We start from the raw sequence: 25485 nt of genomic DNA on the forward strand, positions 1-25485 counted from the left end.
CAATCATGCGATTGTGTTATACTATGAGGTATTAATCCAAATTTCTCTGGGCTATCCCTCAGCAAAAGGTAGATTGCATACGCGTTACGCACCCGTGCGCCGGTCTCTAGGTCCGAAAACCTATACCCCTCGACTTGCATGTGTTAAGCCTGCCGCTAGCGTTCATCCTGAGCCAGGATCAAACTCTTCATCGTATATTGTTTGAGATTAAATCTCTTTTTTTTATGCGATATCAGATCTAGTGGTCGTTTTCAAATCTCACGATTCTATTACTCTTATTTTTTTATGTCCCGAGTAATCGGGACGGCTGTCAATTCAATATGTCTAGGAACGTGTCTTTATTATTTTCTCTTCATTTATCAGCGCAGTAGCACTGTTTCTCGAAGCGGGTGCAAAAGTACAACTTCTTTTTAATTTAGCAAGAAAAATTTAAAGTTTTTTTCGATTTATTTTCGAAGCTCAACTCCTTTTTCCTTACTCAATATCTCAAATAACTTGCGCGCTTTGCGGGGTGCAAATGTAAAACGCTTTTCAAAATCTCACAAGCTTTTTTTAAACTTTTTTTTCAAACTCTCGTTTTACTTTATTACTTCTTATTAGCCTGTATTTCTTAGAACGTTTTCGCTGTTGCGGGTGCAAAAGTAGAACCTTTATTCGATTAAACAATAGATTTTATCTACTATTTTTCATTTATTTTTTAATCAATTGAAAACCTGATGCTTATTTTTTGAAGTTTTTTAAGTTTGTAGGAGTTTTGACAGATGAACACCATGATTTATGGCTTTTCGTAAAGATTCGCTAAGGGATTTTCCTGAATTTAGAGTAAAAAAGTTGTTTTTACCTCAATCCCCTAGCCCTGACCTGCCTGCCGGCAGGCAGGTAGTAGCAAAAATCCTTGTTTGCCGGCGTTCGGCAAACAAGATTGTAGCCGATAGCAGGAAATTGCTCCAAAAAAAATACTATTATGTATGTATTAGATTATTTCATAATTTAATTACCGGAAACATACTATAATATATATTGTATGTATTTTTCGAATACTATATATTTGCACTCTCAAAATTAAATTAACAATGATTAAGATTACTTTGCCCGATGGGTCAGTCAGAGAGTTTGCCTCAGGCGTAACTCCAATGGATGTTGCTAAAAACATTAGCGAAGGATTTGCACGAAATGTAATTTCAGCATCTTTCAATGGTACAACTATTGAAACAGCAACTCCGCTAACCACGGACGGCAGTCTTACATTATACACTTGGAATGATGCCGATGGAAAAAAAGCATTCTGGCATTCGACTTCCCACGTAATGGCTCAAGCCCTTGAGGAAATGTACCCAGGCATCAAATTAACTTTAGGGCCAGCTATTGCAAACGGATTCTATTATGATGTTGACTTTGAAGACCAAAAAATCACAGAGGCTGATTTCAAAAAAATCGAAGACCGAATTCTAGAAATATCCAGAGGTAAGCACGAATTTAAAATGCGCCCGGTTACAAAAGCCGAAGCATTAGAAATGTACAAAGACAATGTTTACAAGACAGAATTAATCTCTAATCTTGAAGACGGAACAATTACATTTTGCGATCACTCAACTTTTACAGACTTATGTCGAGGCGGACACATTCCAAATACCGGAATCATCAAAGCTGTAAAAATAATGAGCGTAGCTGGAGCATACTGGAGAGGAGATGAAAAAAACAAACAATTAACCCGTGTTTACGGAACCTCTTTCCCTAAACAAAAGGATTTAACTGAATACCTTGAACTTCTTGAAGAAGCAAAGCGTCGCGATCATAGAAAACTAGGTAAAGAATTAGAGTTATTTGCCTTCTCACAAAAGGTAGGTCAAGGACTTCCTTTGTGGCTACCAAAAGGTGCTGCTTTGAGAGATCGTTTAGAACAATTCTTAAAAAGAGCCCAGAAAAAAGCCGGTTATGAGCAAGTTGTGACTCCACATATTGGACAAAAAGAACTATATGTTACTTCTGGTCACTATGCCAAATACGGAGCAGATAGCTTTCAACCAATAAACACACCTGCTGAAGGAGAAGAGTTTTTATTGAAACCTATGAACTGCCCTCACCACTGTGAAATTTACAACACAAGACCTTGGTCATACAAAGACCTGCCAAAGCGTTATGCTGAATTTGGAACCGTATATAGATACGAACAGTCTGGTGAATTACACGGTTTAACGCGCGTACGCGGTTTCACTCAGGATGATGCTCATATTTTCTGCACTCCAGAGCAGTTAGATGAAGAATTCAAAAAAGTAATTGACCTTGTATTGTATGTATTTGGTTCGTTAGGATTTGAAAACTTCACTGCACAAGTTTCTTTAAGAGACCCTGAAAACAAGGAGAAATATATAGGAACAGATGAAAACTGGGAGAAAGCTGAAAACGCTATTATCAATGCCGCAAAAGATAAAGGCTTAAACACCGTTGTTGAATATGGGGAAGCTGCTTTTTATGGGCCAAAACTAGACTTCATGGTAAAAGATGCTTTAGGAAGACAATGGCAATTAGGAACAATCCAAGTTGATTACAACCTTCCGGAACGTTTTGAGCTAACCTACAAAGGATCAGACAACGAACTACATCGCCCAGTGATGATTCACAGAGCACCATTTGGCTCAATGGAACGTTTTATAGCTATTTTACTAGAACATACAGCAGGAAATTTCCCTCTATGGTTAATGCCAGAGCAAGCTATAATCTTGTCTTTGAGCGAGAAATATGAAAATTATGCCAAAAAAGTTTTAGATTTGCTGGAAATTCACGAAATTCGCGGGCTAATTGACAATAGAAACGAAACCATTGGTAAAAAAATCAGGGATGCAGAGTTACAAAAAATCCCATTTATGCTAATTGTAGGAGAAGAAGAAGAGAAAAACGGAACGATTTCAATACGTCGTCAAGGTCAAAAAGGAAAAGGAAACATTAGCGTTACAATTGAAGAATTTGCAGCAATTGTTAACGAAGAAATAAACAAGACATTAAAAGTATTTACAGTTTAACTTAAATTTTAAAGCCATAGCAATAAGAAACAATAGAGGTTTTCAACCTCGAGTAGAAAAAAAAGATGCACACAGAATAAACAATCTTATTCGTGTACCTGAAGTACGACTAGTAGGTGAAAATGTAGAAACAGGAGTTTTCAAAACTTCAGATGCATTACGTTTAGCCGATCAACTAGAATTAGATTTAGTCGAAATTTCACCAAATGCTGATCCTCCGGTTTGTAAAATCATGGATTACAAAAAATTTGTTTATGAGCAAAAGAAACGTGAAAAGGTTCTAAAAGCGAAATCTTCACAAGTTGTCGTTAAAGAAATTCGTTTCGGACCTCAAACTGATGAGCATGATTATGAATTTAAGAAAAAGAACGCTGAAAAATTCCTAAAAGAAGGTGCTAAGTTAAAAGCATTTGTATTCTTCAAAGGACGTTCGATTATTTATAAAGACCAAGGTCAAATCTTATTATTAAGATTAGCTCAGGACTTAGAAGAACACGGTAAAGTTGAAGCATTACCAGTTCTTGAAGGAAAAAGAATGATTATGTTCATTGCTCCTAAGAAAAAAAAACAATAGTCAAAGGAAATTAAGTTTACCGACTTAAAAACCTAAGACAATAATAAAATAAGTAAGTAAGAATAAATTAAAAAAACTAGGAAAAATGCCTAAAATGAAAACAAAATCTAGCGCTAAGAAACGTTTTAAAGTTACTGGCTCTGGAAAAATTAAAAGAAAGCATGCTTTTAAAAGTCACATCTTGACTAAAAAATCTAAAAAACGTAAATTAGCTTTGACACACTCAGCGCTAGTTCACTCAACAGATATGAAAAGCATCAAACAACAATTAAGAATTATCTAATCGACAAATTGTCAATTTAAAATTCTTTAGGTTAAAACAATTTAATAACCTTGGAGTATGGCCAATAAGCACTCTTGATTAAATTCGGGTCGCCTGCTACAAAAATAAAATTAAAAATTATGCCAAGATCGGTAAATTCAGTTGCTAAAAGAGCAAGAAGAAAAAAAATAATGAAACAAGCCAAAGGTTTCTTTGGTCGTCGTAAAAACGTTTGGACAGTTGCTAAAAACGCGGTAGAAAAAGCTATGCTTTACGCTTACCGTGACAGAAAGCAAAACAAGAGAAACTTCCGTTCATTATGGATTCAACGTATTAACGCTGGAGCTAGATTAGAAGGAATGTCTTACTCTCAATTCATGGGTAAAGTAAAAGCTAACGGAATCGAATTGAACAGAAAAGTTCTTGCTGATTTAGCTATGAACCACCCAGAAGCTTTCAAAGCTGTACTTAACAAAGTAAAATAAACGTTTTATCAACTCAATTTAAGACTACTTACTTACATAGAAAACCTCATTTGTTAACTCAAATGAGGTTTTTTTATACAAGAATAATTTCTTTTCATTTTATATTCTTAGGAAAAATAGTATTTTAGTTCTATTATTAGCCTAAGATGAATACCCTAAAATTATTTTCCAAAATAGCAATTATAAATATACTCTTTCTTGCTTTCTTCATCAATTCCTGTGAAAAGAAAAAAGAGACTACTATTATTTCTAAACCTATATTCAACAAACAACAAGTTGACAAATACTACCAACTTGCGAATAAATATTATGATAATTCTAAATATGATAGTGCGTTCTATTATGCTAATAAAATAAGATTAGAAATCAATCCTATATCGGACTTAGATAAATACGCAACTAATATGTTTATTTTGGCAGCTTCCCAACAAATTCAAGGGGATTATGCAGGTGCAGAAAATAGTATCGTAGAAAGTTTAAATATATTATACAAAATAAAAAGCCATAGATATCTTTACAAATTCAATTCTATGTTAGCTGGGAATTACAACTATATTAGAGAATTTGACAATGCATTACATTCTTATCATACAGCATCAAAATACAAGATAAACAATCAACAAGATGCAATGAACAAACTAAACATTGGTCATGTATATAAAGAAAAGAGAGAATTCAAAAAAGCATTACAAATCTTAACACCACTTTTAAATAATAAAGAAATTAAAAGAAATAGATATTATCTCTCAGGAGTATTAAATGACATTGGCTATTGCAATATGAAACTTGGTAAGGCGAACGCTCTTTCTTATCTAAGTAAATCTTTAAAATTAAATTCAAATTTAGATTCTACAGCTGATAATGACTACGATCTAACCGCTAATTATTACAACTTATACGAGTACTACATCAATAGTAATCCCCAAAAAGCATTAAATTATATCCATTTACTCTATCAAAAAGCTACTGAGTATAATAATCCTGACGATAGACTTATAGCATTAAGTTTATTTATTAAACATTGTAAAGGTGAGGAATTAAAAAAATATTCATTAGACTACATCCGAATTAATGACAGTATCAATCAAGCCAGACAAAAAGCCAAAAATTATTTTGCTAAATTAAAATACGATTCAAAAAAAGAAAAAGAGGAAAATTTAAAACTAAAAAAAGAAAAAGAATTACAACAGCAATTAGAGGCCAACAAAAATATTCTTGTTGCCTTTATTATCATCCTCCTAATACTTATTACTGCATTTATATATTATTATCTTGTTCAAAAAAACAAGAAAGAAAAAATTCAAACCTCATATAATACTGAAATAAGGATTGCTAAAAAATTACATGATGAATTAGCAAACGAAATCTATCAAACGATCAATTTCGCAGAAACACATGATTTATCATCTCCTGAAGCAACAGAAAAATTATTAGAAAACTTAGACGCAATCTATTCTACAACCCGGAATATTTCAAGAGAAAACAATTTTATCGAAACAGGAGAACTTTACGAAACACATCTAAAAGAGATGATTACCAGTTTTAGTGGTAATACTGTAAATATAATTATTAATAATTTAGAAGAAATAAATTGGAATAAAATAAACTCGTTAAAGAAAATAACAATTTATCGTGTTATTCAAGAATTATTAGTAAACATGAAAAAACATAGTAACAGCACTTTAGTATTGATTTCATTTAAAAATCAGAATAACAATTTACTTATCAATTATTACGACAATGGTGTGGGTTTTGATTTTAATTTAATAAACAAAAAAAGTGGGCTCCAAAATATAATAAGCAGAATTACTACTATCAACGGGACAATAACTTTTGATAACAACCAAAATAAGGGAGTTAAAACCAATATTGTCATTCCATCTTAAAACAACTCAAATGTTTAAAAAAGCACTAATTGTAGAAGACCTAGATTCCATAATTCAAAGTATCAATGAAACTTTAAAAAGCTTACACATTACCGAAATACAACAAGCTAAATATTGTGACGAAGCATCTTTAAAAATTAAAAAAGCGCAACAAGATAATTGTCCTTTTGATCTATTAATAACCGATTTATCTTTTAAAGAAGATTTCAGAGAAAATAAGCTTACCAATGGTGAAGAACTTATTGCTGATGTAAAGAAATTCCAACCCAATATAAAAACAATTGTATTCTCAATTGAAGACAAATCATATAAAATAAAATCACTTTTTGAAGATTATAACATTAATGCCTACGTCATAAAAGGAAGAAATAGTCTTACTGAACTTAAAAAAGCTATTCAAGAAATTTACATCTCTGAGACTAAAATTATTTTGCCTGAAAAAACAACATATAATCTGAATCAAAAAAACATTATTGAAATTGAAGCTTATGAAATTGAGTTATTAAAATTATTAGCAAAAGGCTTCATGATTAATGACATTGCGAAAGAATTCAAAGAAAAAGGCCTTGAACCTAATGGAAATAGCAGTATTGAAAAACGAATCAATAAACTCAAAAATTATTTTAAAGCGAATAATAACGTACACCTAATAGCACTCTCAAAAGATCTAGGATTAATCTAATTTATTTTCACAATGTAAGACATTGCATTTCATCGATTTCATTCAACAAAAAGACTTCTTTACGGAAAACCGTAAAGAAGTCTTTTTATTATAATTTAATTTTGAATTATGATTTAATAAAACACAGAAGAGATAAACTATGCACAACTTTAAAATAAAAAATAAAGCAATTTTAATTAGTTTTATCAGCTGTTGTTATTCCTGTATAAATTCTAATGAAAACATAAAAAGTCTAACTAAAGACAAACTAACCAATTCAATAGAAAAAAAAGCGCAATTAACTAAATATACTTATTCTCACTCTTTTAACCTAGATGATAAATTCACACATCAAATAAAGGGGAAAGATGAGGATGGAAATGATGTAAAAGGCATTATAAATCTTCAAGGAGAAATAGCTGAAGGTACAATAAAAAATGACGAAAATAAAGAAATAGAAATAGTAAGCGAGCATATTCAATCCAATAGAATCATAGCTACTGATATCAATGGATTTCGATACCAACTAAAACTAGATGAATAAAATTAAGTCTTTAATTTTTTCTTTCTTGCAGCCGGAAACAAAACATTGTTTAAAATCAATCTATAGCCTGGTGAATTGGGATGTAAATCTAAAACTGTTGGAGAATCACCCACTTTATGTTGATAATCTTCCGGATCATGACCTCCGTAAAAACTAAACATTCCTTTTCCTTTTTGACCGTGAATATACCTTGCTTCACCGTCAATTTCACAAGTACCCAAAACTAATATATTTGATTTCACTAGTTGCGAATCAAAAGCAGTAGTTTGCCCCATAAAACCTTTTATCAATTGAGTATGATTTTGACATAACATACTAGGAATTGGATCCCATTTAGCCGAAAATTCCATCAAAGTGAAATAATCTTTTTCCATTGAAACCCTCCTTTTTTCTGTCATATCGATATCTGAAAACTCATAGTATTCTGGTCTTCTTTCAAGAACAAAATTCTTAAATGCAAACGAATTATCGTAATTGAGTCGGGATTGATAGTTGGATTCGCTTGGATCTCCATCAAACATAGCTTCACAAATATCTACACCATCTGCTGCTAATGCAATATCAAAACTATCCGTTGCTGAACACATAGCAAACATAAAACCACCTCCAATGACAAAATCTCTGATTTTTTTAGCGACAGCTCCTTTTTCATGAGAAACTTTTGAAAAACCAAGTTTTCCCGCCAGATTTTCAGCTTCTTTTTTTTGTCCTATATACCAAGGTGCGTTACGATAAGAACCATAAAATTTCCCATATTGTCCCGTAAAATCTTCGTGATGTAAATGCAACCAATCATAAAGAACTAATTGATCACTTAAAACTTCTTCGTCATAAATTGCAGTAAAAGGAATTTCGGCATAGGTTAAAACCAAAGTAACAGCGTCATCCCAAGGCTGTTTGCCTTTTGGAGTATAAACAGCAATTTTAGGAGCCTTCTCTAAAATTACATTTTCCATATTTTGTGACGGACTTGCAATTTCATCTAAAATACCTTGTTGTTCTGAATCTGATAAAACTTCGAAACTAACGCCTCTAATTTGGCATTCTTTTCGAATTTCAGCAGCATCGGGTAATAAAAAAGAACCACCTCGGTAATTCAATAACCAGCTGGCTTTATATTTTTTATCCAAACACCAATAGGTAATTCCGTAAGCTTTCAGATGATTTTGCTGGGAATTTTCATCCATTGGCAACAAAATAAAAGAAGCCTTGGCTGTGAAGGAAAATAAAATAAAAATGAAAAGCGCTATATTTCTAAAAACCATTAGGAATGTTTTATTTCAAATATAGCGCTTTTTATATTAAAATGGCATATCATCATCGTCATCATCATTCAGATTACTTCCAAATGCTTCATGTGGTGATGGTAAATTTTTAGTTATAAAACTATTGTCATCATGATTATTCATTGACGATGGCAAATCATCATCAAATCCACTTCCGTAATCATCTAAGTTATCAAACTTCCCTAAATGTCCTAAGAATTTCAAACGTACGTTTTCAATACCACCATTACGGTGTTTTGCAATCATAATTTCGGCCTGACCTGCAGTTGGAGCTGCCTCATCATCATCCCATTCGTCAATTTTATAATATTCAGGACGATATAAGAACGATACGATATCCGCATCCTGCTCAATTGCTCCCGATTCACGAAGGTCGGAAAGCAACGGACGCTTACTGGAACCACGGGTTTCTACCGCACGCGATAACTGAGAAAGTGCAATCACCGGAACATTTAACTCTTTTGCCAAAGCTTTTAAGTTTCGGGAAATAGTAGAAATTTCTTGTTCACGGTTTCCCCCTCCTTTTTGATTTCCTCCAGCAGTCATTAGCTGAAGGTAGTCAATGATAATAATTTTAATTCCGTGTTGGGAAGCCAAACGTCTGGCTTTGGCTCTTAAGTCGAAAATAGAAAGCGAAGGTGTATCATCAATAAACAATGGTGCTTTTTCTAAATCTTTTACTTTGGTACTTAACATCGTCCACTCATGTGGTTCTAACTTACCTGTTCTTAATTTCTCAGAAGACAAACCAGTTTCAGATGAAATTAAACGGGTAATTAACTGTACAGACGCCATCTCCAGCGAAAATATAGCAACTCCATGTCCGTATTGAATAGCCATATTACGTGCCATTGATAATACGAAAGCTGTCTTTCCCATGGCAGGACGGGCAGCAATAATAATCAAGTCACTTGGTTGCCATCCTGAAGTTAATTTATCCAAATTAGTAAAACCAGTTTCTACACCACTTAATCCTTCTTTTTTACTAATCTCTTCAATTTTCTTTTTTGCCTGAAGTACTAAACTCTGAGCCGTTTCGGAACTACGTTTAATATTTCCTTGTGTAACCTCATAAAGTTTAGATTCGGCTTTATCTAACAAATCAAAAACATCTGTAGTTTCATCATAAGAGTCTTCAATTATTTCGTTAGAAATTCGAATCAAACTACGCTGAATAAATTTTTGAAGAATAATCCTCGAGTGAAATTCAATATGTGCCGAAGAGGATATTTTTTGCGTAAGCTGAATTAAGTAAAAATCACCTCCGGCTAAATCTAATTTTCCATTTTTTCTCAATTGAGCAGAAACGGTCAACAAATCGATTGGCTGCGTTTCAGTAAATAACTGAACAATCGCCTCAAATATATGTCGATGCGATTCTTTATAGAAGGCATCCGGCTGTAGAATATCAATAACATCATCTACACCCTTTTTATCAATCATCATAGCTCCCAGCACAGCCTCTTCTAAATCAACTGCTTGCGGCGGCAACTTCCCTTTTTCCAGGTTAATTATTGTAGCTTTATCGACCTTAACAGGTTTCACGTTTTTGAAATTTTCCATACCACGAAAGTAACACAAATTTTAAAAAAAACACATTATAGTTATCATTAGAATATGTTTACAACTATCGTTTTTTTGTTTATAACCATAAAAAAATCCGTCTCATTTCACAACGAGACGGACGCTATACTATTAAATAAAGTTGTTATTCTTTAAACTCCCCCATTTTAGTGTATTTATCCATTCTTTGAGCGATTAAATCAGCTGTTGACAATTTTTTCAACTCATTGTATCCTTTTAAAATATATTCTTCAACTGTTTTAAAAGTAGTTTCTCTATCATAATGTGCTCCTCCTAATGGCTCTGGAATTACATCATCAACTAACTCTTGTTTTTTCATATCAGAAGAAGTCAATTTCAAAGCTTCGGCTGCTTTCTCTTTATATTCCCAGCTTTTCCATAAAATAGAAGAACAAGATTCTGGAGAAATAACAGAATACCATGTGTTTTCTAACATATAAACACGGTCACCTACTCCAATTCCTAAAGCTCCACCTGAAGCCCCTTCTCCAACAATAATAGAGATAATTGGCACTTTAAGTATAACCATTTCATAGATGTTTCTGGCAATCGCTTCACCTTGTCCACGTTCCTCAGCTTCTAAACCTGGATAAGCCCCTGGAGTATCAATCAAAGTAACAACAGGAATTCCAAATTTTTCAGCCATTTTCATCAATCGTAAAGCTTTACGATATCCCTCAGGATTTGCCATCCCGAAATTTCTATATTGACGTGTTTTAGTATTGTATCCTTTTTGCTGACCAATAATCATAAATGACTGACCACCAATTTTTCCTAAACCACCTACCATGGCTTTATCATCTTTGAAACTTCTATCACCGTGTAGTTCTAAAAAAGTTTCGCCACAAAGTCCTCTAATATGGTCTAAAGTATAAGGACGACTTGGATGTCTTGAAAGCTGTACTCGCTGCCAAGCGGTAAGGTTTCCATAAATATTCTTTTTGGTCTCAACCAACTTTTCATTGATTTGATCACATGTAGCCGTTACATCAACCTCTGATTCCTGTCCAATAATTTGACATTTTTCTAATTGCTCTTCAAGTTCTTTTATTGGAAGCTCAAAATCTAAATATTCCATAGGATTTGTGCGTTATTATTTTATTTAGAAGTGCAAATATAAAACTTTAAATCATTTACACCTTCTTATTTTATTATTTTAGTATTGGAGGGCAAAGATATAATCTGTTCAATAATTCTTTTTAGAAAAAAGAAAAAAACATTGCCGTATTGATTATGAAATAGTTAAAAAAAACACTCTTAGCATTGTATTAATTTATTAACAACAATTAGCATGACATATGCTATCCTTTATTGTTATTTTTCTTATATTTTAACAGCCCGTTCAATATTACCACCGCAATTATTAATAGCGCTCCACCATAAAAAGAAGCACTCATCTTTTCTTTTTCCCCAATAATAAAGTACGCTAAAACAATTCCGTAAACAGGTTCTAAATTTGTAGTTAACATTACTGTATACGGACTTAATTGTTTCATTACATATACCGAAGCCGTAAATGCATAAGCCGTACAAACAGAAGACAAAACGAGTAATAAAAGCCAATTATTAACCGAAACCTGAAAGAAAACGGGCTTGAATTTATTTTCAAAAACAAAATAACAACTAATAAAAAGGACTCCGGCTAAAAACTCGTAAAAAGTAATTACTGCCGAATCGTGTTTTTGAATTAGTTTCCCATTTGATAAGGTAAATAAAACTCCTAAAATTATTGAAACAAAAGCAAACAGCATTCCTTTAAAATAAGACACCTCAACCTGCATAATAAATGACAATGCAGCAATAATTACTAAACCAAAAAAGACTTCGTACCAAAGTACTTTTCGACCATAAAATAAAGGTTCTAACAAAGATGCCAGAAAAGCTCCCAATGAAAAAATTGCCAAGGTTATCGAGACATTAGACACATGAATAGCATGAAAGAAAAAAATCCAATGCAATGCAATGAGCAATCCTACAAAAGTGAGTTGCAACAAGGAAGTCCAAGGAATTAAGAAAGATCGCTTGGAAAAGAAAATATAAAAGCCTAAAAACAAAGCTGCCATAAGCATTCTATACCATACAATTTCGTCTGCTGGAATACTAATTAAAGCTCCAAGTACAGCGGTAAATCCCCAAATAAAAACTATTAAATGAAGACTTAGATAACTTTTAAGTCTATCGTTTGGCATTGCGCAATAAATAAATAGCCAAAATTCCAAAAACGAAATTTGAAAACCAAACGGCTACAAAAGGTGAAAAAGTTGATTTTTCAGCCAAAACTCCAAATATTTTATCAAAGAAAACGAAACCAAAAGCAACAGCAATTCCGATACTAAGATTCATCCCCATTCCTCCTCTTCGTTTCATCGAAGAAACAGCAACAGCAATAATAGTTAAGATAAATGCCGAAACAGGCACACTGAATTTTTTATACAATACTACCAAATACACATTGATATTAGAAGATCCTCGTTTTTTTTCCTTATCAATAAAATCAATTAATTTATCTAAACGTAAAGTTTCAGCGATATATATTACTGGAGTTAAATCTTCTAGTTCAAATTTGAATTTTACATTCTTTTCCGGCAAGGCTTCGAGTTTATCCCCTTGTTTCCCTACTGTTCTTTTTGTATAATCAAAAAGAGTATAGGTACTATCTTTTTCATTATATCTAATCCTGCTGGCAGTGATTTTGGAAACCATTTTTTCCTTTTCAAATTTTTCCAAGGCAAAATTAAAAGCCATTTTAGACGCCGGATTAAAATTGCTTACATATAAAAACTCCTTATCATTAAGTTGCCTGTACACATCAGCATTATCGCCACGCATTCGCTCCTTCCCATCACGTCTTAAATACGTATATCTAAAATTATTAAAACCTTCACTTGAAACCGGAACAACATAAAACCCCATTAATAAAACAAAAATGGATATGATTGTTGCCCCAATAAAATAAGGTCTTAAAAAACGTGTAAATGAAATCCCAGAACCTAGAATAGCAATAATTTCGGTATTATTAGCCAATTTTGAAGTAAACCAAATAATCGATAAAAAGAGAAATATTGGAAATAAGGCATTGGCAAAATAAATTGTAAAATGATAGTAATAGATAACAATAGCCAGAAAAGGCACCTTATTTTCAATCATGAAATTGATTTTTTCCGAGACATCAATGATGATCCCAATTGGGATAAACATAAGCAACATCGTCGCAAAGGTGGCCAAATATCTTTTTAAGATGTATTTATCTAATATTGTTAACATTTTTTAAAGTTAGAGGTTAGAAGTTGGAAGTTAGAAGTTAGGGGGATATACTCACACCCCATAACTTATAACTCATAACTTTTTACAAACGCTGACTCATATTTTTCACCATCATTTCCTTCCAAGGTCTGAAATCACCGGCTAAGATATGCTTTCTGGCCTCACGAACCAACCACATATAAAAACCTAAATTATGAATCGTTGCGATTTGTTTTCCTAAATACTCATTGGCAGCAAAAAGATGACGCAAATACGCTTTCGAATATTCTGTATCTACAAATGTGATTCCCATTTCGTCAATTGGCGAAAAATCGGCTTCCCATTTTTTATTCTTGATATTAATGGTACCGTTAGCCGTAAACAACATTCCGTTTCGGGCATTACGGGTTGGCATCACACAGTCAAACATATCAATGCCTAAGGCAATATTTTCCAAAATATTAATCGGAGTCCCTACTCCCATTAAATAGCGAGGCTTGTCTTCCGGCAAAATTTCAGTAACTACTTCAGTCATCGCATACATTTCTTCCGCTGGTTCTCCAACAGAAAGTCCTCCAATGGCATTTCCTACCTGACCGGAATTAGCAATATATTCAGCCGACTGACGTCGCAAATCTTTATAAGTACTTCCCTGAACAATTGGAAAAAAAGCCTGATCATATCCATATTTTACAGGCACTTTATCCAAATGATTAATACAACGATCTAACCAACGGTGCGTCATGTGCATCGAACGCTTCGCATAATTATAATCACAAGGATAAGGTGTACATTCGTCAAAAGCCATAATAATATCCGCCCCGATAGTACGCTGAATTTCCATTACATTCTCCGGAGTAAAAGTATGGTACGATCCATCAATATGCGATTTAAACTTCACTCCTTCTTCCTTAATTTTTCTACTATTCGAAAGTGAATATACCTGATAACCTCCCGAATCAGTCAAAATATTACGATCCCAATTCATGAATTTATGCAAACCACCGGCTTGTTCTAAGATTTTAGTCTGCGGACGCAAATACAAATGATAGGTATTTCCAAGAATAATATCAGGATTAATTTCTTCTCTTAACTCTCTTTGATGCACCCCTTTTACCGAGGCAACGGTACCTACCGGCATAAAAATTGGCGTTTCAATTACACCGTGATCTGTAGTTATACTTCCTGCTCTTGCTTTAGAAAGTGGGTCTTTTTGTAATAAATCAAACTTCATACTAAGGTTTTTCTTCCGATTGTTCGGCTGGCAAAGATAGTTTAATTTAGAAAAAAGCTACGTCTTTTAACAGCAAAATAAGAGCGTTACCTTTTAAAAGTTTTAGCCACGAATTACACTAATAAACACAAATTACTAACCGTTTGTAATTACACAAATGCTTCACTAAACTTATTTTTAACCTGACAATTAATAATAACATGATATTTGACACGAATTCTATTTGTGCAATTCCATTTAAAATTTGATAATATCAAAAAATTAGTGAATTCGTGGCTGATTTTTGCACAACCATTAAGAAATTAAGAATCATTAAACCTAAATTTCCTTAACTTCTTAATGCTAAAGTTTAAGATTTAAAGTGGTTTTAATATTTGTAACTTTGTAATACTAATAATTTCATTTCAAAAAACAATGAAACTCAACATTCAGGATACTTTCAATCAAGAATTACCAGCCGACCCAATAACAGAAAACTACGTCAGACAGGTTGAAAATGCTTGTTTTTCATTTGTAACACCTACAAAAACTACCAATCCTCAAATACTTCACGTTTCGCCGGAAATGCTTGAAAACTTAGGATTATCCAAAGACGATTCGCAAACAGAAAAATTCAAAAATGTGTTTACCGGAAACGAAGTTTTACCTGACACCCAGCCTTATGCCATGTGTTATGGTGGACACCAATTTGGTAACTGGGCAGGACAATTAGGCGATGGACGTGCTATCAATTTAACCGAAATCATCCATAACAACCAGCGCTGGGCTATCCAACTCAAAGGAGCCGGAAAAACACCATATTCCAGAACTGCCGACGGATTAGCCGTTTTACGCTCTTCCATCCGAGAATATTTATGCAGCGAAGCGATGTTTCACTTAGGCGTTCCTACTACACGTGCTTTATCGCTTGCTTTGTCCGGAGATTCTGTTTTAAGAGATATGCTTTATAATGGGAATCCTGCTTATGAAAAAGGAGCCATCGTTAGCCGAATTGCACCCAGCTTTTTGCGTTTTGGAAACTATCAAATTCTGGCAGTCCGAAATGATGTTCCAACACTCAAAACCTTAGTTGACTATACTATAAAACATTTTTATGTCGAATTAGGAACACCTTCAAAAGAAACTTATTTACAGTTTTTCAAAAAAGTAGCCGAAAACAGTCTGGAAATGGTTATTCATTGGCAACGAGTGGGTTTTGTACACGGAGTAATGAATACCGATAACATGTCAATCCTGGGATTAACCATCGATTACGGTCCTTACGGCTGGCTCGAAGGCTATGATTACGGCTGGACACCTAATACGACCGACTCCCAACACAAACGCTATCGCTACGGAAACCAACCCAATATTGTCCTTTGGAATTTGTACCAACTCGCCAATGCGTTATATCCATTAATTGGAGAGACAGAAGGATTAGAAGCTATTCTATCCGATTTTGGTACTTCGTTCGAAAAAAAATACCTCAACATGATGCGTTCTAAAATTGGGCTTTTCACCGAAAATGAAAACGATCAAAAACTCATTCAGGAATTAGAAAACAATTTGCATCTAACCGAAACTGACATGACTATTTTCTATCGAAATTTAAGTCAGTTCGAAAAAGACAAACCAGAACAAGGTACCGTAAACATCCAGGAAGCTTTTTATAATTCAATAGAAGAATTCCCTAAAATAACCGAAGCTTGGAATAAATGGTTCGAAAGTTACAGCCAAAGATTGCTATTAGAAAAAGAAACGGATACTGAACGTGCTGAAAAAATGAATCTTGTCAATCCAAAATATGTGCTTCGAAATTATATGGCGCAATTAGCCATCGATGCAGCCGACAAAGGTGACTATAGCTTGATTGATCAACTTTTCAATCTATTGAAAAATCCGTATTCCGAACAGGAAAATATGAAAAAATGGTTCGCTAAACGTCCCGATTGGGCCAGAAATAAAGTAGGATGTTCGATGTTGTCTTGTAGTTCTTAGTTTTTAACCCACTTTTTTTAACACCAAAAATCACCCAAGTAAACATGCAACACACCTTATTAATAGTTCCCGGATTAGGCGATTCAACAACCGGACATTGGCAGGACAATTGGTTACAGTATTTTCCAAATACCAAAAAAGTAGTTCAGGACAACTGGAACCAACCGCAATTACAAGATTGGTTAAAAAATTTAGATACTACAATCAAAAGCATCGAAACACCTATCGTTATTGTAGCACATAGTCTGGCGGTTTCATTAGTAGCGCATTGGTCGCAACAAAATGATACCGAAAAAATTATTGGTGCTTTACTGGTCGCTCCCGCCGATGTGGAATCGGCTGAACATACTCCGGAAGAAATATGGAACTTTGCTCCTATTCCATTATCAAAATTAAACTATCCATCTATTGTAATTAGCAGTTCTAATGATCCCTACATTTCGGTTGAAAGAGCTGAATTTTTGTCTCAACAATGGGGAAGTCAGTTTTATAATGTAGGTCCAAAAGGTCATCTCAACTTTGCCTCTCAATTAGGACTTTGGGAAGAAGGACAAGAACTATTACAAACTTTAATACAATTAATTACCGAAAACAAAAATTAAACGAAAGCCTCAAATGAGGCTTTTTTGCTACTATAACGTTTTCTAACAAATAACCAGTAAAATCATTTTATAACAGTTGATGGTAAAATTGTTAAAAACATTATTTCTTTTCTAAAAAATATTCCTGAAAATAATCCTGAAAATAATCCTGAAAATAATTTCAAATAATTAAAACTATTAGAAAAATCAAAAGATGCCAATTCAGCGAGCAAATTCCATCAAATCACTAATAGCAATGACTACATAAGTATCAATTAAAAAAATTAGTGTAAAATTTACATTTATAACACCCCCTCTACTTTGTTTAAAATAGAATCAAAAGTGTACTTAATACAATAATCATTGGTTACCATTGCTGTCAAACAATTCCAAAAATCACTTGTCTTACGGCAAAATAAAAATTACATTTGCAACAGTTTAACTATTACTGTAAAAATGAAACCTAACACTCAACAATTAAACGATTTAATTATCCAAGTAAGAAGAGATATCCTTCGTATGGTTCACGCTGTTAATTCAGGTCACCCGGGAGGTTCTCTAGGCTGTACCGAATTTTTGGTAGCCTTGTATCAAAATATAATGGACCGCAAAGAAGGTTGGGACATGGACGGAATTGGTGAAGATTTATTCTTCTTATCAAACGGACACATCTCTCCTGTATTTTATAGCGTTTTAGCCCGTAGCGGTTATTTCCCTGTTTCTGAATTAGCGACTTTCCGTTTGTTAAATTCAAGATTACAAGGACACCCAACTACTCACGATAATTTACCAGGAGTACGTATTGCATCAGGATCCTTAGGTCAAGGGATGTCAGTTGCAATTGGAGCTGCTCAAGCTAAAAAATTAAACAACGACAATAAAATCGTTTATACACTTCACGGTGATGGTGAATTACAGGAAGGTCAAAACTGGGAAGCAATCATGTATGCATCTGCTAAAAAAGTGGATAATTTAATTGCTACTGTTGACCTTAATGGTAAACAAATCGACGGAACTACTGACGAAGTTTTATGTATGGGAAGTCTTCGTGCTAAATTTGAAGCTTTTGATTGGGAAGTTTTAGAAATAAAAGAAGGTAATAACATTGAAGCAATTTTAGCTGGAATGGCTGAAGCAAAAGCTAAAACTGGAAAAGGAAAACCGGTTTGTGTATTATTATATACTGAAATGGGTAATGGTGTTGATTATATGATGTACAGTCATGCTTGGCATGGTAAAGCACCTAATGATGCTCAACTTGAAAATGCTTTATCTCAAAATCCAGCAACTTTAGGAGATTACTAGAAAGCAGTATTAAGTATCCAGAAATTAGTATTCAATGTAATACTACCTAAAATCTAAAAAAAGAAAATGAAAAAATATATCAATACAGGAAGTAAAGATACCCGTTCAGGTTTTGGAGTGGGTATGACTGAATTAGGTCAAAAAAATGAAAATGTAGTGGCACTTTGTGCGGATTTGATTGGATCATTAAAGTTTGATGATTTCAAGAAAAATCACCCGGAGCGTTTTTTCCAAATCGGAATTGCTGAGGCAAACATGATTGGAATTGCTGCAGGTTTAACTATTGGTGGAAAAATTCCTTTCACAGGAACTTTTGCTAACTTCTCTACAGGTAGAGTTTATGACCAAATTCGTCAATCTGTTGCTTACTCTGATAAGAACGTAAAAATCTGTGCTTCTCACGCTGGATTAACTTTAGGAGAAGACGGAGCTACTCACCAAATCCTTGAAGATATCGGTTTGATGAAAATGTTACCAGGAATGACAGTTATCAATACTTGTGACCACAACCAAACTAAAGCGGCTACTATCGCACTTGCTGATCACCATGGTCCTGCTTACTTACGTTTTGGACGTCCGGTAGTTCCTAACTTTACTCCTGCTGACGAGCCTTTCGTAATTGGAAAAGCTATCATGTTAAACGAAGGAACTGATGTAACAATCGTTGCTACAGGTCACTTAGTTTGGGAAGCTTTAATTGCTGCAGAAAAATTAGAAGAAAAAGGGATTTCTGCTGAAGTAATCAACATCCATACAATTAAACCATTAGATGAAGAAGCTATTTTGAAATCGGTAGCTAAAACAGGATGTATTGTAACTGCTGAAGAACACAACTATTTAGGAGGACTTGGAGAAAGTGTTGCAGGTGTATTAGCTTTAAACAACCCAACTCCACAGGAATTTGTTGCCGTTAAAGATAGTTTTGGTGAATCAGGAACTCCTGAGCAATTGATGGAAAAATACAAATTAAACAATCAGGCGATTGTTGAAGCTGTAGAAAGAGTGATTGCAAGAAAAAAATAATTCTGAATCAACAATAAATTAAAAATCCCATCTGGTTTTCAACGAGATGGGATTTTTTATTGATGCTAAAACCATAAAAAATACTAGCACAACCTGTATTTCTTATATGACTTATATGGTAAAAAAATAATTATTTTGCATAAAGCAACGATTGTATCACTTCAAAAGAAATACTTTCATCTTCGTTTACAAAGTATTTCAACAATACTTCACCCCACATATTCCCATCGCTAAAATCGGCAATAATCCATCGGTGGTTCAAAACTTTCACTTTATTAATTACAAACTTATTTGCTCCAATCTGATCCTGACCCGTATAAGGATTTCCTTTTGGATTAGCATTTAAATCTACCAATTTTTCCTTGATAACAGGAATCAGTTTTTCATACGGAATGGTTTTATTGGCTACAGCCGTATCAAAATAGTTTTGCGCATTTTCATTTTTTTCTAACGAAAAATAATTCGCATCATTCAATTTATTCGTTAATGAATTCAAACTATCTTTTAATTTCTTGGTTGTTCTTTGATACCTACCTTGTTCAAATTTTACTTCATTACTCAAAAACGAATAGGTAAAAACATTAACTAATATCAATAAAATAAAGGCATAAAGCAAAAAAGATCTTTTCATTGTTAAATTATTACAGGGTGATTTCTAAATTATCGTAGGCTAGGAAAACATTCTCAGGCAGTTTTTGTTGCACTTCCTCATGAAATCCCATAATGTGACTAATATGAGTTAAATAAGCTTTTTCAGGTTTAACCAACGCAATAAAAGCTAAAGCTTCTTCTAAATTAAAATGAGAAAAATGCGGTTCTTCACGCAGGGCATTCACCACCAAAACTTTTAAATTCTTTAATTTATCAATTTCAGAAGATGCAATGGTTTTGACATCGGTCAAATAAGCAAAATCATCAATGCGATACCCAAAAACCTGTAAATCGCCATGCATCACATTTATTGGAATCGCAGTTTTATCGCCTATTGAAAAAGATTCATCATTAACCACTTCAATCGTTTTTACAGATGGTGCACCCGGATATTTATTGACGGTTTCAAAAACATAATCAAAACGGCTTTTCATATTGTCTATAACACGCTTATGGGCATAAATAGGCATTTCCCCCTGACGGAAATTAAAAGGGCGGATATCGTCTAATCCGGCGGTATGATCGGCATGTTCATGAGTAAAAATGATTCCGTCTACCTTATGACAATTAGAAGTTAGCATTTGTTGTCTAAAATCAGGTCCGCAATCAATAACAAAGGAATATTCTCCCCATCGGATCAAAACTGAAACCCGAAGTCTTTTATCCTTACTGTCCGAACTTTTGCAAACGGGATGGTCACTTCCTATGACCGGAATCCCCTGAGAAGTACCTGTACCTAAAAAATATACCTTCAAATCATAATTTTTTCACAAAAATAGGATTATTTCTGTTTTATAAGGCTAGCTATTTAATTAACTTTGTAACATCAGGCAAAAACATAAATTTAAACTAAAAAAATGAGTACCGAAATAAAACTAAAAGGAGACAGAGCCATAGCTCAAATCCCTTCGATAAAAGATAAGGCACTACGAATCAATTTAAATGAAAATATTTATGGAACATTTGCCGAAATTGGCGCAGGACAGGAAACAGTAAGGCATTTTTTCAGAGCTGGTGGTTCATCAGGAACGATTGCAAAAGCCATGTCGGCTTACGATAAAGATTTCAGTGATGCTGTTTACGGAAGTGAAAAAGATGGTAGGTACGTTACTGAAAACCGACTGAAGAAAATGTTGTCGCATGAGGTAAGTCTTATCGAAAAACGACTGAGTCGCGACAAACACCCTAACAAAATGTTCTTTAGCTACGCCAATACGGTAGCCACAATCGACTTTGCTAAACAATTTAAAGGCCACGGTTGGGTAGGAATCAGTTATCAAATTGATCCTAACGAAGATTATAACGAAATTATTCTTCATATTCGTTTTAAAGAAACCGATGCCAAACTTCAACAGGAAACACTGGGAATTCTGGGTGTAAATTTAATTTACGGAGCTTTTTACAAATACGACGATCCTAAAAAATTACTTCGCTATTTATACGACCACTTGGATAAAGACCAATTGGAAATTGATACTATTAACTTTTCAGGACCTCGTTTTGCTCATGTAGACAATCGTTTGATCAGTTTGCAACTCGTTAAAAACGGAATGACTGATGCCGTAATGTTTAATCCTAAGGCAAAAAACATTCTTCCTGCAGCCGTTTTATACAAAAAAAACATTCTGGCTTTAAGAGGTAGTTTCCGTCCGGTTACTAAGGTAAATATGGACATGTATGAGAAATCCTTGAAAATGTTTCTCGAAGAAAATAAGGTTGACAAAGAAAATACCCTAGTTATTTTTGAAATCACCTTGTCTAACTTACGTTCAGACGGAGAAATTGACGAAAAAGACTTCATGGATCGCGCCGAATTACTGTGTTCACTGGGACAAACCGTAATGATTTCTAATTTCCAGGAATATTACAAAGTAGTCGAATATTTTGCTAACTATACTAAAGCCCGTATGGGACTGGCAATGGGAGTTAACAACTTAGTCGATATTTTTGACGAGAAATACTACCGCCATTTAAGTGGTGGAATTTTGGAAGCCTTTGGAAAACTATTCTTCCGCGACATGAAAGTACTATTGTACCCAATGCTGGACGAAAATGGAGAAATCACTACTTCCGAAAATCTGAAAGTACATCCAAGAATGAAAGAATTGTACAAATTCTTCAAGTTCAACGGAAAAGTAATTGATGTAGAAGATTACAATCCTGAAAATCTAAAAGTATTTTCACGTGAAGTATTAAAAATGATCAATCAAGGGAAACCGGGTTGGGAACCAATGTTACCTGCCGGAGTTGCCGAAATCATCAAAGAAAAACAACTTTTTGGTTACGACCCAAACAAAGTTTTCACAGAATAAAACTATTTCCATTTTTATATAAAAACGCTGCAAGTGATTGTGGCGTTTTTTTTGTTATTTACGATGATGCTTTTGAAATATTAATCTTATTTTTGGAAATATCAATATTACAATAAAACAATTATACTTCATCTAAAAAAACAACAATAAGAATATAGAGATACCAAAATTTGACGAAACATTTGTACCAATACTAGAGGTATTAAAAAGTGGTAAAATATTCAAAACAAGAGAGTTAATTGAAGAAGTAAAAATCGTTTTTATAGTCAATTAAGTGACGAACAATTAAAAAAAGAAACAAAATCAGGCGATTTACTAATTGATAATCGAATAGCTTGGGGAAAATCATACCTTAAAAAAGGTGGTTATGTCATATTTCCCGAACGAGGACATGTACAAATAACGGAAAAAGGTAAACTTCATAAATCTAATTTATCAGTTAGAGACTTAGAAAATGACAATTCTTTATTTGACTTTTACAAACAAGAAAAAAAACCTTTGTATACCGACAATCAAAGCGAAACGGAAATTGCTACACCTCAAGACCTCATTGATGAAGGTTTTAATAGAATTGAAGCAGATGTAAAAAATGAACTTCTACAAAAACTAAAAAACATAGACCCTTATTTCTTTGAAAAAGTAGTACTTAAGCTTCTTAAAAAAATGGGGTATGGTGAATTTATTGAAACTTCAAAATCGAATGATGGTGGCATTGATGGGATTATTAATGAGGATAAATTAGGATTAGATAAAATTTACATTCAGGCCAAAAGATTTAACGAAGGAAAAGTTAGGGAAAAAGATATAAGGAATTTTATAGGTGCTATGAGTGGAGACACAAACAAAGGTGTTTTTGTAACAACATCTCAATTTGATAATAAAGCTATTGAGAAAGCTCGTTCTGCTCATCATAAAATCATTTGTATTGACGGTGAAAAATTAGTCACACTTATGTATGAATTCAATGTAGGAATACAGGTTAAAACAACTTATGAAATAAAACAAATTGACGAAGATTTTTTTGATGAACAATAGACCAGATTGCGCAGTTCCGAAACTTCGGGATGTAATCCGTGCCCGCAACAATAATAAAAAAGCTTTTTTTTTATAGAAATTCACTATGAGATTCCTCATTCTTCGGAATGACAAAATTGAACGTATTTTTTCTCTGTCAATAAAAAATCCTTTTGTTTAATCTTATAAAAACTAAAAACGCCACAAATTTCTCTGTGGCGTTTTTAGTTTATTTCAAAATCTGAGCGGCGTGTTCTTTGGTTTTGACATTTTCAATGACTTCATCGATGATTCCATTTTCGTCAATGACAAAGGTGGTGCGGTGAATGCCGTCGTATTCGCGTCCCATGAATTTCTTAGGTCCCCAAACACCAAAGGCATTAATCACTTCTTTCTCCTCATCGGCTAACAAAGGAAAAGGAAATTCGTATTTATCCTTGAATTTAGCTTGCGCTTTTACTGAATCGGCACTAACACCCAAAAGGGCATAATTATTAGCTTGAAAACGCTCAAAATTATCTCTTAAATCACAGGCTTCAGCAGTACAACCCGGCGTATTGGCCTTTGGATAAAAGAAAACGACTAATTTTTTGCCTTTATAATCTTCTAATTGATGTGGCTTTCCGTCTTGGTCTACTCCAAAAAAATTGGGAGCTTGATCGCCTTTTTTTAATGTTGTCATAATTATTTTGTTTAAACGCTAAGTTCACTAAGCTTTCAGAAAGTTCACTAAGACTTGTTTTTTGAATTGGTATTTTTTATGTTATTTTTACAAGATATAAATTTACAATAATGACCAAACAAGAACGGGTAACATTTGTTATAAATACGTTAAAAGAGCTATATCCCTCGATTCCAATTCCTTTAGACCATAAAGATCCTTATACTTTATTAATTGCGGTATTACTTTCGGCGCAATGTACGGATGTGCGTGTGAACCAAATTACACCCCTACTTTTTGCAAAAGCGGATAATCCTTATGACATGATTAAAATGTCGGTTGAAGAAATCAAGGAAATCATCCGCCCTTGTGGTTTATCACCTATGAAGTCAAAAGGAATTTATGGTTTGTCACAAATTCTTATTGAGAAACATAACGGAGAAGTTCCACAAAATTTTGAAGACCTGGAAGCACTACCTGCTGTAGGTCATAAAACAGCCAGTGTGGTCATGTCCCAGGCTTTTGGCGTTCCTGCTTTTCCAGTAGACACACACATTCACAGACTCATGTACCGCTGGAATTTATCTAACGGAAAAAATGTAATTCAAACCGAAAAAGATGCTAAACGTTTATTCCCGGAAGAATGCTGGAACGATTTACATTTACAAATGATTTGGTACGGCAGAGAATATTCGCCAGCCAGAGGCATGGATTTAGAAAAGGATATCATTACGCGAACCATTGGCCGAAAAACGAATCTAGACGGTTATAAAAAATAAACATGACTGTACCGCTATTTGTACTAATCTCTTTTTAGCCACGAATTCACTAATTCTGTATGAATTAAATGTTCTGAAATTTCACAGATTCAAATTGAATTTGTCAATATTAGTGTAATCTAAGAATAATTTATAAAGAACAATTTGTGAATTCGTGGCTGAAAATGGAGCTTGAACTGTAAAGCGGATAGTTATAAAAAGTAAATCTCACCAATTTTAACAACTAGTGAGATTTACCAAACAGCCAAAATGGCTTAATTAGTTTGCTATAATTTCAAAACTTTTATCCGCTACTTTGATAATATGCAACGATTTTGAATAATTCAGCAGGAAAGAAACAACTTCTTTACTAGGTTTCATTTGAGTTTTAATTGCATTTTTCTTAGAGTAAATTTTTGCCATG

General features: G+C 33.6%; 24 protein-coding genes and 1 rRNA gene. 14 read left to right on the forward strand and 11 right to left on the reverse strand.

Features of this window, described 5'->3' with window-relative positions:
* A 16S ribosomal RNA gene (locus AAEO59_RS05220) occupies nt 1-194 on the reverse strand; the annotation flags it as partial.
* An 879-nt stretch (nt 195-1073) separates the two neighbouring features.
* Between AAEO59_RS05220 and thrS the strand changes: the two genes are divergently transcribed.
* From thrS to AAEO59_RS05255, 7 genes are all read left to right on the forward strand, one after another.
* Nucleotides 1074-3020 (forward strand): threonine--tRNA ligase, encoded by a 1947-nt coding sequence (gene thrS / locus AAEO59_RS05225; protein ID WP_341699684.1) that lies wholly within the window; start codon nt 1074-1076, stop codon nt 3018-3020.
* A 22-nt stretch (nt 3021-3042) separates the two neighbouring features.
* Entirely contained in the window at nt 3043-3594 is a 552-nt protein-coding gene (gene infC / locus AAEO59_RS05230) for a translation initiation factor IF-3 (RefSeq protein ID WP_341699790.1), read from the forward strand.
* Nucleotides 3595-3679: 85 nt separating this feature from the next.
* Nucleotides 3680-3877 (forward strand): 50S ribosomal protein L35, encoded by a 198-nt coding sequence (gene rpmI, locus AAEO59_RS05235; protein WP_007810722.1) that lies wholly within the window; start codon nt 3680-3682, stop codon nt 3875-3877.
* 119 nt (nt 3878-3996) lie between these two features.
* Nucleotides 3997-4341, forward strand: a complete 345-nt coding sequence (gene rplT / locus AAEO59_RS05240; protein ID WP_026714940.1) for a 50S ribosomal protein L20 — start codon at nt 3997-3999, stop codon at nt 4339-4341.
* Between the two features lie 146 nt (nt 4342-4487).
* Nucleotides 4488-6227 (forward strand): tetratricopeptide repeat-containing sensor histidine kinase, encoded by a 1740-nt coding sequence (locus AAEO59_RS05245; protein ID WP_341699685.1) that lies wholly within the window; start codon nt 4488-4490, stop codon nt 6225-6227.
* 10 nt (nt 6228-6237) lie between these two features.
* Nucleotides 6238-6909 carry a response regulator gene (locus tag AAEO59_RS05250; RefSeq protein ID WP_341699686.1) on the forward strand — a complete coding sequence of 224 codons (672 nt, stop codon included), beginning with the start codon at nt 6238-6240 and terminating at the stop codon, nt 6907-6909.
* 139 nt (nt 6910-7048) lie between these two features.
* The gene (locus tag AAEO59_RS05255; protein ID WP_341699687.1) at nt 7049-7432 is read left to right on the forward strand and encodes a hypothetical protein; all 384 of its coding nucleotides are present in this window, start codon (nt 7049-7051) and stop codon (nt 7430-7432) included.
* Nucleotides 7433-7434: 2 nt separating this feature from the next.
* Here the strand turns inward: AAEO59_RS05255 and AAEO59_RS05260 are convergent, their stop codons facing one another.
* The 6 genes from AAEO59_RS05260 to tgt all read right to left on the reverse strand — a co-directional run bounded on the left by AAEO59_RS05260 (nt 7435) and on the right by tgt (nt 14779).
* Complete coding sequence (locus AAEO59_RS05260; protein WP_341699688.1) at nt 7435-8697, reverse strand: asparagine synthetase B; 1263 nt, start codon at nt 8695-8697, stop codon at nt 7435-7437.
* A gap of 36 nt (nt 8698-8733) precedes the next feature.
* Complete coding sequence (dnaB, locus tag AAEO59_RS05265; protein ID WP_341699689.1) at nt 8734-10281, reverse strand: replicative DNA helicase; 1548 nt, start codon at nt 10279-10281, stop codon at nt 8734-8736.
* A 145-nt stretch (nt 10282-10426) separates the two neighbouring features.
* The gene (locus AAEO59_RS05270; protein ID WP_341699690.1) at nt 10427-11380 is read right to left on the reverse strand and encodes an acetyl-CoA carboxylase carboxyltransferase subunit alpha; all 954 of its coding nucleotides are present in this window, start codon (nt 11378-11380) and stop codon (nt 10427-10429) included.
* Nucleotides 11381-11603: 223 nt separating this feature from the next.
* Nucleotides 11604-12491 carry a DMT family transporter gene (locus AAEO59_RS05275; RefSeq protein WP_341699691.1) on the reverse strand — a complete coding sequence of 296 codons (888 nt, stop codon included), beginning with the start codon at nt 12489-12491 and terminating at the stop codon, nt 11604-11606.
* On the reverse strand, nt 12478-13566 hold the full coding sequence (locus AAEO59_RS05280) for an LptF/LptG family permease (RefSeq protein WP_341699692.1): 1089 nt from the start codon (nt 13564-13566) through the stop codon (nt 12478-12480). Before AAEO59_RS05280 ends, AAEO59_RS05275 begins: the two co-directional genes overlap by 14 nt.
* A gap of 82 nt (nt 13567-13648) precedes the next feature.
* Nucleotides 13649-14779, reverse strand: coding sequence for a tRNA guanosine(34) transglycosylase Tgt (gene tgt, locus AAEO59_RS05285; RefSeq protein WP_341699693.1), 1131 nt, complete (start codon nt 14777-14779; stop codon nt 13649-13651).
* A 414-nt stretch (nt 14780-15193) separates the two neighbouring features.
* Between tgt and AAEO59_RS05290 the strand changes: the two genes are divergently transcribed.
* The 4 genes from AAEO59_RS05290 to AAEO59_RS05305 all read left to right on the forward strand — a co-directional run bounded on the left by AAEO59_RS05290 (nt 15194) and on the right by AAEO59_RS05305 (nt 19665).
* A complete protein-coding gene (locus tag AAEO59_RS05290; RefSeq protein ID WP_341699694.1) occupies nt 15194-16756 on the forward strand; it encodes a protein adenylyltransferase SelO in 1563 nt (520 codons plus the stop codon).
* A gap of 44 nt (nt 16757-16800) precedes the next feature.
* The gene (locus AAEO59_RS05295; RefSeq protein WP_341699695.1) at nt 16801-17358 is read left to right on the forward strand and encodes an RBBP9/YdeN family alpha/beta hydrolase; all 558 of its coding nucleotides are present in this window, start codon (nt 16801-16803) and stop codon (nt 17356-17358) included.
* A gap of 435 nt (nt 17359-17793) precedes the next feature.
* Complete coding sequence (locus AAEO59_RS05300; RefSeq protein ID WP_341699696.1) at nt 17794-18642, forward strand: transketolase; 849 nt, start codon at nt 17794-17796, stop codon at nt 18640-18642.
* Nucleotides 18643-18708: 66 nt separating this feature from the next.
* Entirely contained in the window at nt 18709-19665 is a 957-nt protein-coding gene (locus tag AAEO59_RS05305) for a transketolase family protein (RefSeq protein ID WP_341699697.1), read from the forward strand.
* A gap of 130 nt (nt 19666-19795) precedes the next feature.
* Here the strand turns inward: AAEO59_RS05305 and AAEO59_RS05310 are convergent, their stop codons facing one another.
* Both AAEO59_RS05310 and AAEO59_RS05315 read right to left on the reverse strand, forming a co-directional pair.
* A complete protein-coding gene (locus tag AAEO59_RS05310) occupies nt 19796-20296 on the reverse strand; it encodes a hypothetical protein (RefSeq protein WP_341699698.1) in 501 nt (166 codons plus the stop codon).
* Between the two features lie 10 nt (nt 20297-20306).
* The gene (locus AAEO59_RS05315) at nt 20307-21071 is read right to left on the reverse strand and encodes an MBL fold metallo-hydrolase (RefSeq protein WP_341699699.1); all 765 of its coding nucleotides are present in this window, start codon (nt 21069-21071) and stop codon (nt 20307-20309) included.
* A gap of 102 nt (nt 21072-21173) precedes the next feature.
* On the opposite strand from AAEO59_RS05315, the gene AAEO59_RS05320 reads away from it, so the two are divergent.
* Nucleotides 21174-22628: a TonB-dependent receptor gene (locus tag AAEO59_RS05320; RefSeq protein ID WP_341699700.1), complete on the forward strand. Its 1455-nt coding sequence runs from the start codon at nt 21174-21176 to the stop codon at nt 22626-22628.
* Nucleotides 22629-23126: 498 nt separating this feature from the next.
* Nucleotides 23127-23663, forward strand: coding sequence for a restriction endonuclease (locus AAEO59_RS05325; RefSeq protein ID WP_341699701.1), 537 nt, complete (start codon nt 23127-23129; stop codon nt 23661-23663).
* Between the two features lie 208 nt (nt 23664-23871).
* Here AAEO59_RS05325 and bcp read toward each other — a convergent pair whose 3' ends face one another.
* Entirely contained in the window at nt 23872-24324 is a 453-nt protein-coding gene (gene bcp / locus AAEO59_RS05330; protein WP_341699702.1) for a thioredoxin-dependent thiol peroxidase, read from the reverse strand.
* Nucleotides 24325-24434: 110 nt separating this feature from the next.
* On the opposite strand from bcp, the gene AAEO59_RS05335 reads away from it, so the two are divergent.
* Complete coding sequence (locus AAEO59_RS05335) at nt 24435-25082, forward strand: endonuclease III domain-containing protein (protein WP_341699703.1); 648 nt, start codon at nt 24435-24437, stop codon at nt 25080-25082.
* A gap of 258 nt (nt 25083-25340) precedes the next feature.
* On the opposite strand, the gene AAEO59_RS05340 is transcribed toward AAEO59_RS05335, so the two are convergent.
* Nucleotides 25341-25484 (reverse strand): hypothetical protein, encoded by a 144-nt coding sequence (locus AAEO59_RS05340; RefSeq protein ID WP_341699704.1) that lies wholly within the window; start codon nt 25482-25484, stop codon nt 25341-25343.
* Between the last annotated feature and the right edge of the window lies 1 nt (nt 25485).

Source organism: Flavobacterium flavipallidum (assembly GCF_038289905.1).
Lineage (GTDB): Bacteria > Bacteroidota > Bacteroidia > Flavobacteriales > Flavobacteriaceae > Flavobacterium > Flavobacterium flavipallidum.

What these genes read in the sequence shown, in the direction of transcription:
- thrS (WP_341699684.1), top strand. Translation starts at nt 1,074, where the DNA reads ATGATTAAGATTACTTTGCCCGATGGGTCAGTCAGAGAGTTTGCCTCA.
- rpmI (WP_007810722.1), top strand. Translation starts at nt 3,680, where the DNA reads ATGCCTAAAATGAAAACAAAATCTAGCGCTAAGAAACGTTTTAAAGTT.
- rplT (WP_026714940.1), top strand. Translation starts at nt 3,997, where the DNA reads ATGCCAAGATCGGTAAATTCAGTTGCTAAAAGAGCAAGAAGAAAAAAA.
- AAEO59_RS05245 (WP_341699685.1), top strand. Translation starts at nt 4,488, where the DNA reads ATGAATACCCTAAAATTATTTTCCAAAATAGCAATTATAAATATACTC.
- AAEO59_RS05250 (WP_341699686.1), top strand. Translation starts at nt 6,238, where the DNA reads ATGTTTAAAAAAGCACTAATTGTAGAAGACCTAGATTCCATAATTCAA.
- AAEO59_RS05255 (WP_341699687.1), top strand. Translation starts at nt 7,049, where the DNA reads ATGCACAACTTTAAAATAAAAAATAAAGCAATTTTAATTAGTTTTATC.
- AAEO59_RS05260 (WP_341699688.1), bottom strand. Translation starts at nt 8,697, where the DNA reads ATGGTTTTTAGAAATATAGCGCTTTTCATTTTTATTTTATTTTCCTTC.
- dnaB (WP_341699689.1), bottom strand. Translation starts at nt 10,281, where the DNA reads ATGGAAAATTTCAAAAACGTGAAACCTGTTAAGGTCGATAAAGCTACA.
- AAEO59_RS05270 (WP_341699690.1), bottom strand. Translation starts at nt 11,380, where the DNA reads ATGGAATATTTAGATTTTGAGCTTCCAATAAAAGAACTTGAAGAGCAA.
- AAEO59_RS05275 (WP_341699691.1), bottom strand. Translation starts at nt 12,491, where the DNA reads ATGCCAAACGATAGACTTAAAAGTTATCTAAGTCTTCATTTAATAGTT.
- AAEO59_RS05280 (WP_341699692.1), bottom strand. Translation starts at nt 13,566, where the DNA reads ATGTTAACAATATTAGATAAATACATCTTAAAAAGATATTTGGCCACC.
- tgt (WP_341699693.1), bottom strand. Translation starts at nt 14,779, where the DNA reads ATGAAGTTTGATTTATTACAAAAAGACCCACTTTCTAAAGCAAGAGCA.
- AAEO59_RS05290 (WP_341699694.1), top strand. Translation starts at nt 15,194, where the DNA reads ATGAAACTCAACATTCAGGATACTTTCAATCAAGAATTACCAGCCGAC.
- AAEO59_RS05295 (WP_341699695.1), top strand. Translation starts at nt 16,801, where the DNA reads ATGCAACACACCTTATTAATAGTTCCCGGATTAGGCGATTCAACAACC.
- AAEO59_RS05300 (WP_341699696.1), top strand. Translation starts at nt 17,794, where the DNA reads ATGAAACCTAACACTCAACAATTAAACGATTTAATTATCCAAGTAAGA.
- AAEO59_RS05305 (WP_341699697.1), top strand. Translation starts at nt 18,709, where the DNA reads ATGAAAAAATATATCAATACAGGAAGTAAAGATACCCGTTCAGGTTTT.
- AAEO59_RS05310 (WP_341699698.1), bottom strand. Translation starts at nt 20,296, where the DNA reads ATGAAAAGATCTTTTTTGCTTTATGCCTTTATTTTATTGATATTAGTT.
- AAEO59_RS05320 (WP_341699700.1), top strand. Translation starts at nt 21,174, where the DNA reads ATGAGTACCGAAATAAAACTAAAAGGAGACAGAGCCATAGCTCAAATC.
- bcp (WP_341699702.1), bottom strand. Translation starts at nt 24,324, where the DNA reads ATGACAACATTAAAAAAAGGCGATCAAGCTCCCAATTTTTTTGGAGTA.
- AAEO59_RS05335 (WP_341699703.1), top strand. Translation starts at nt 24,435, where the DNA reads ATGACCAAACAAGAACGGGTAACATTTGTTATAAATACGTTAAAAGAG.
- AAEO59_RS05340 (WP_341699704.1), bottom strand. Translation starts at nt 25,484, where the DNA reads ATGGCAAAAATTTACTCTAAGAAAAATGCAATTAAAACTCAAATGAAA.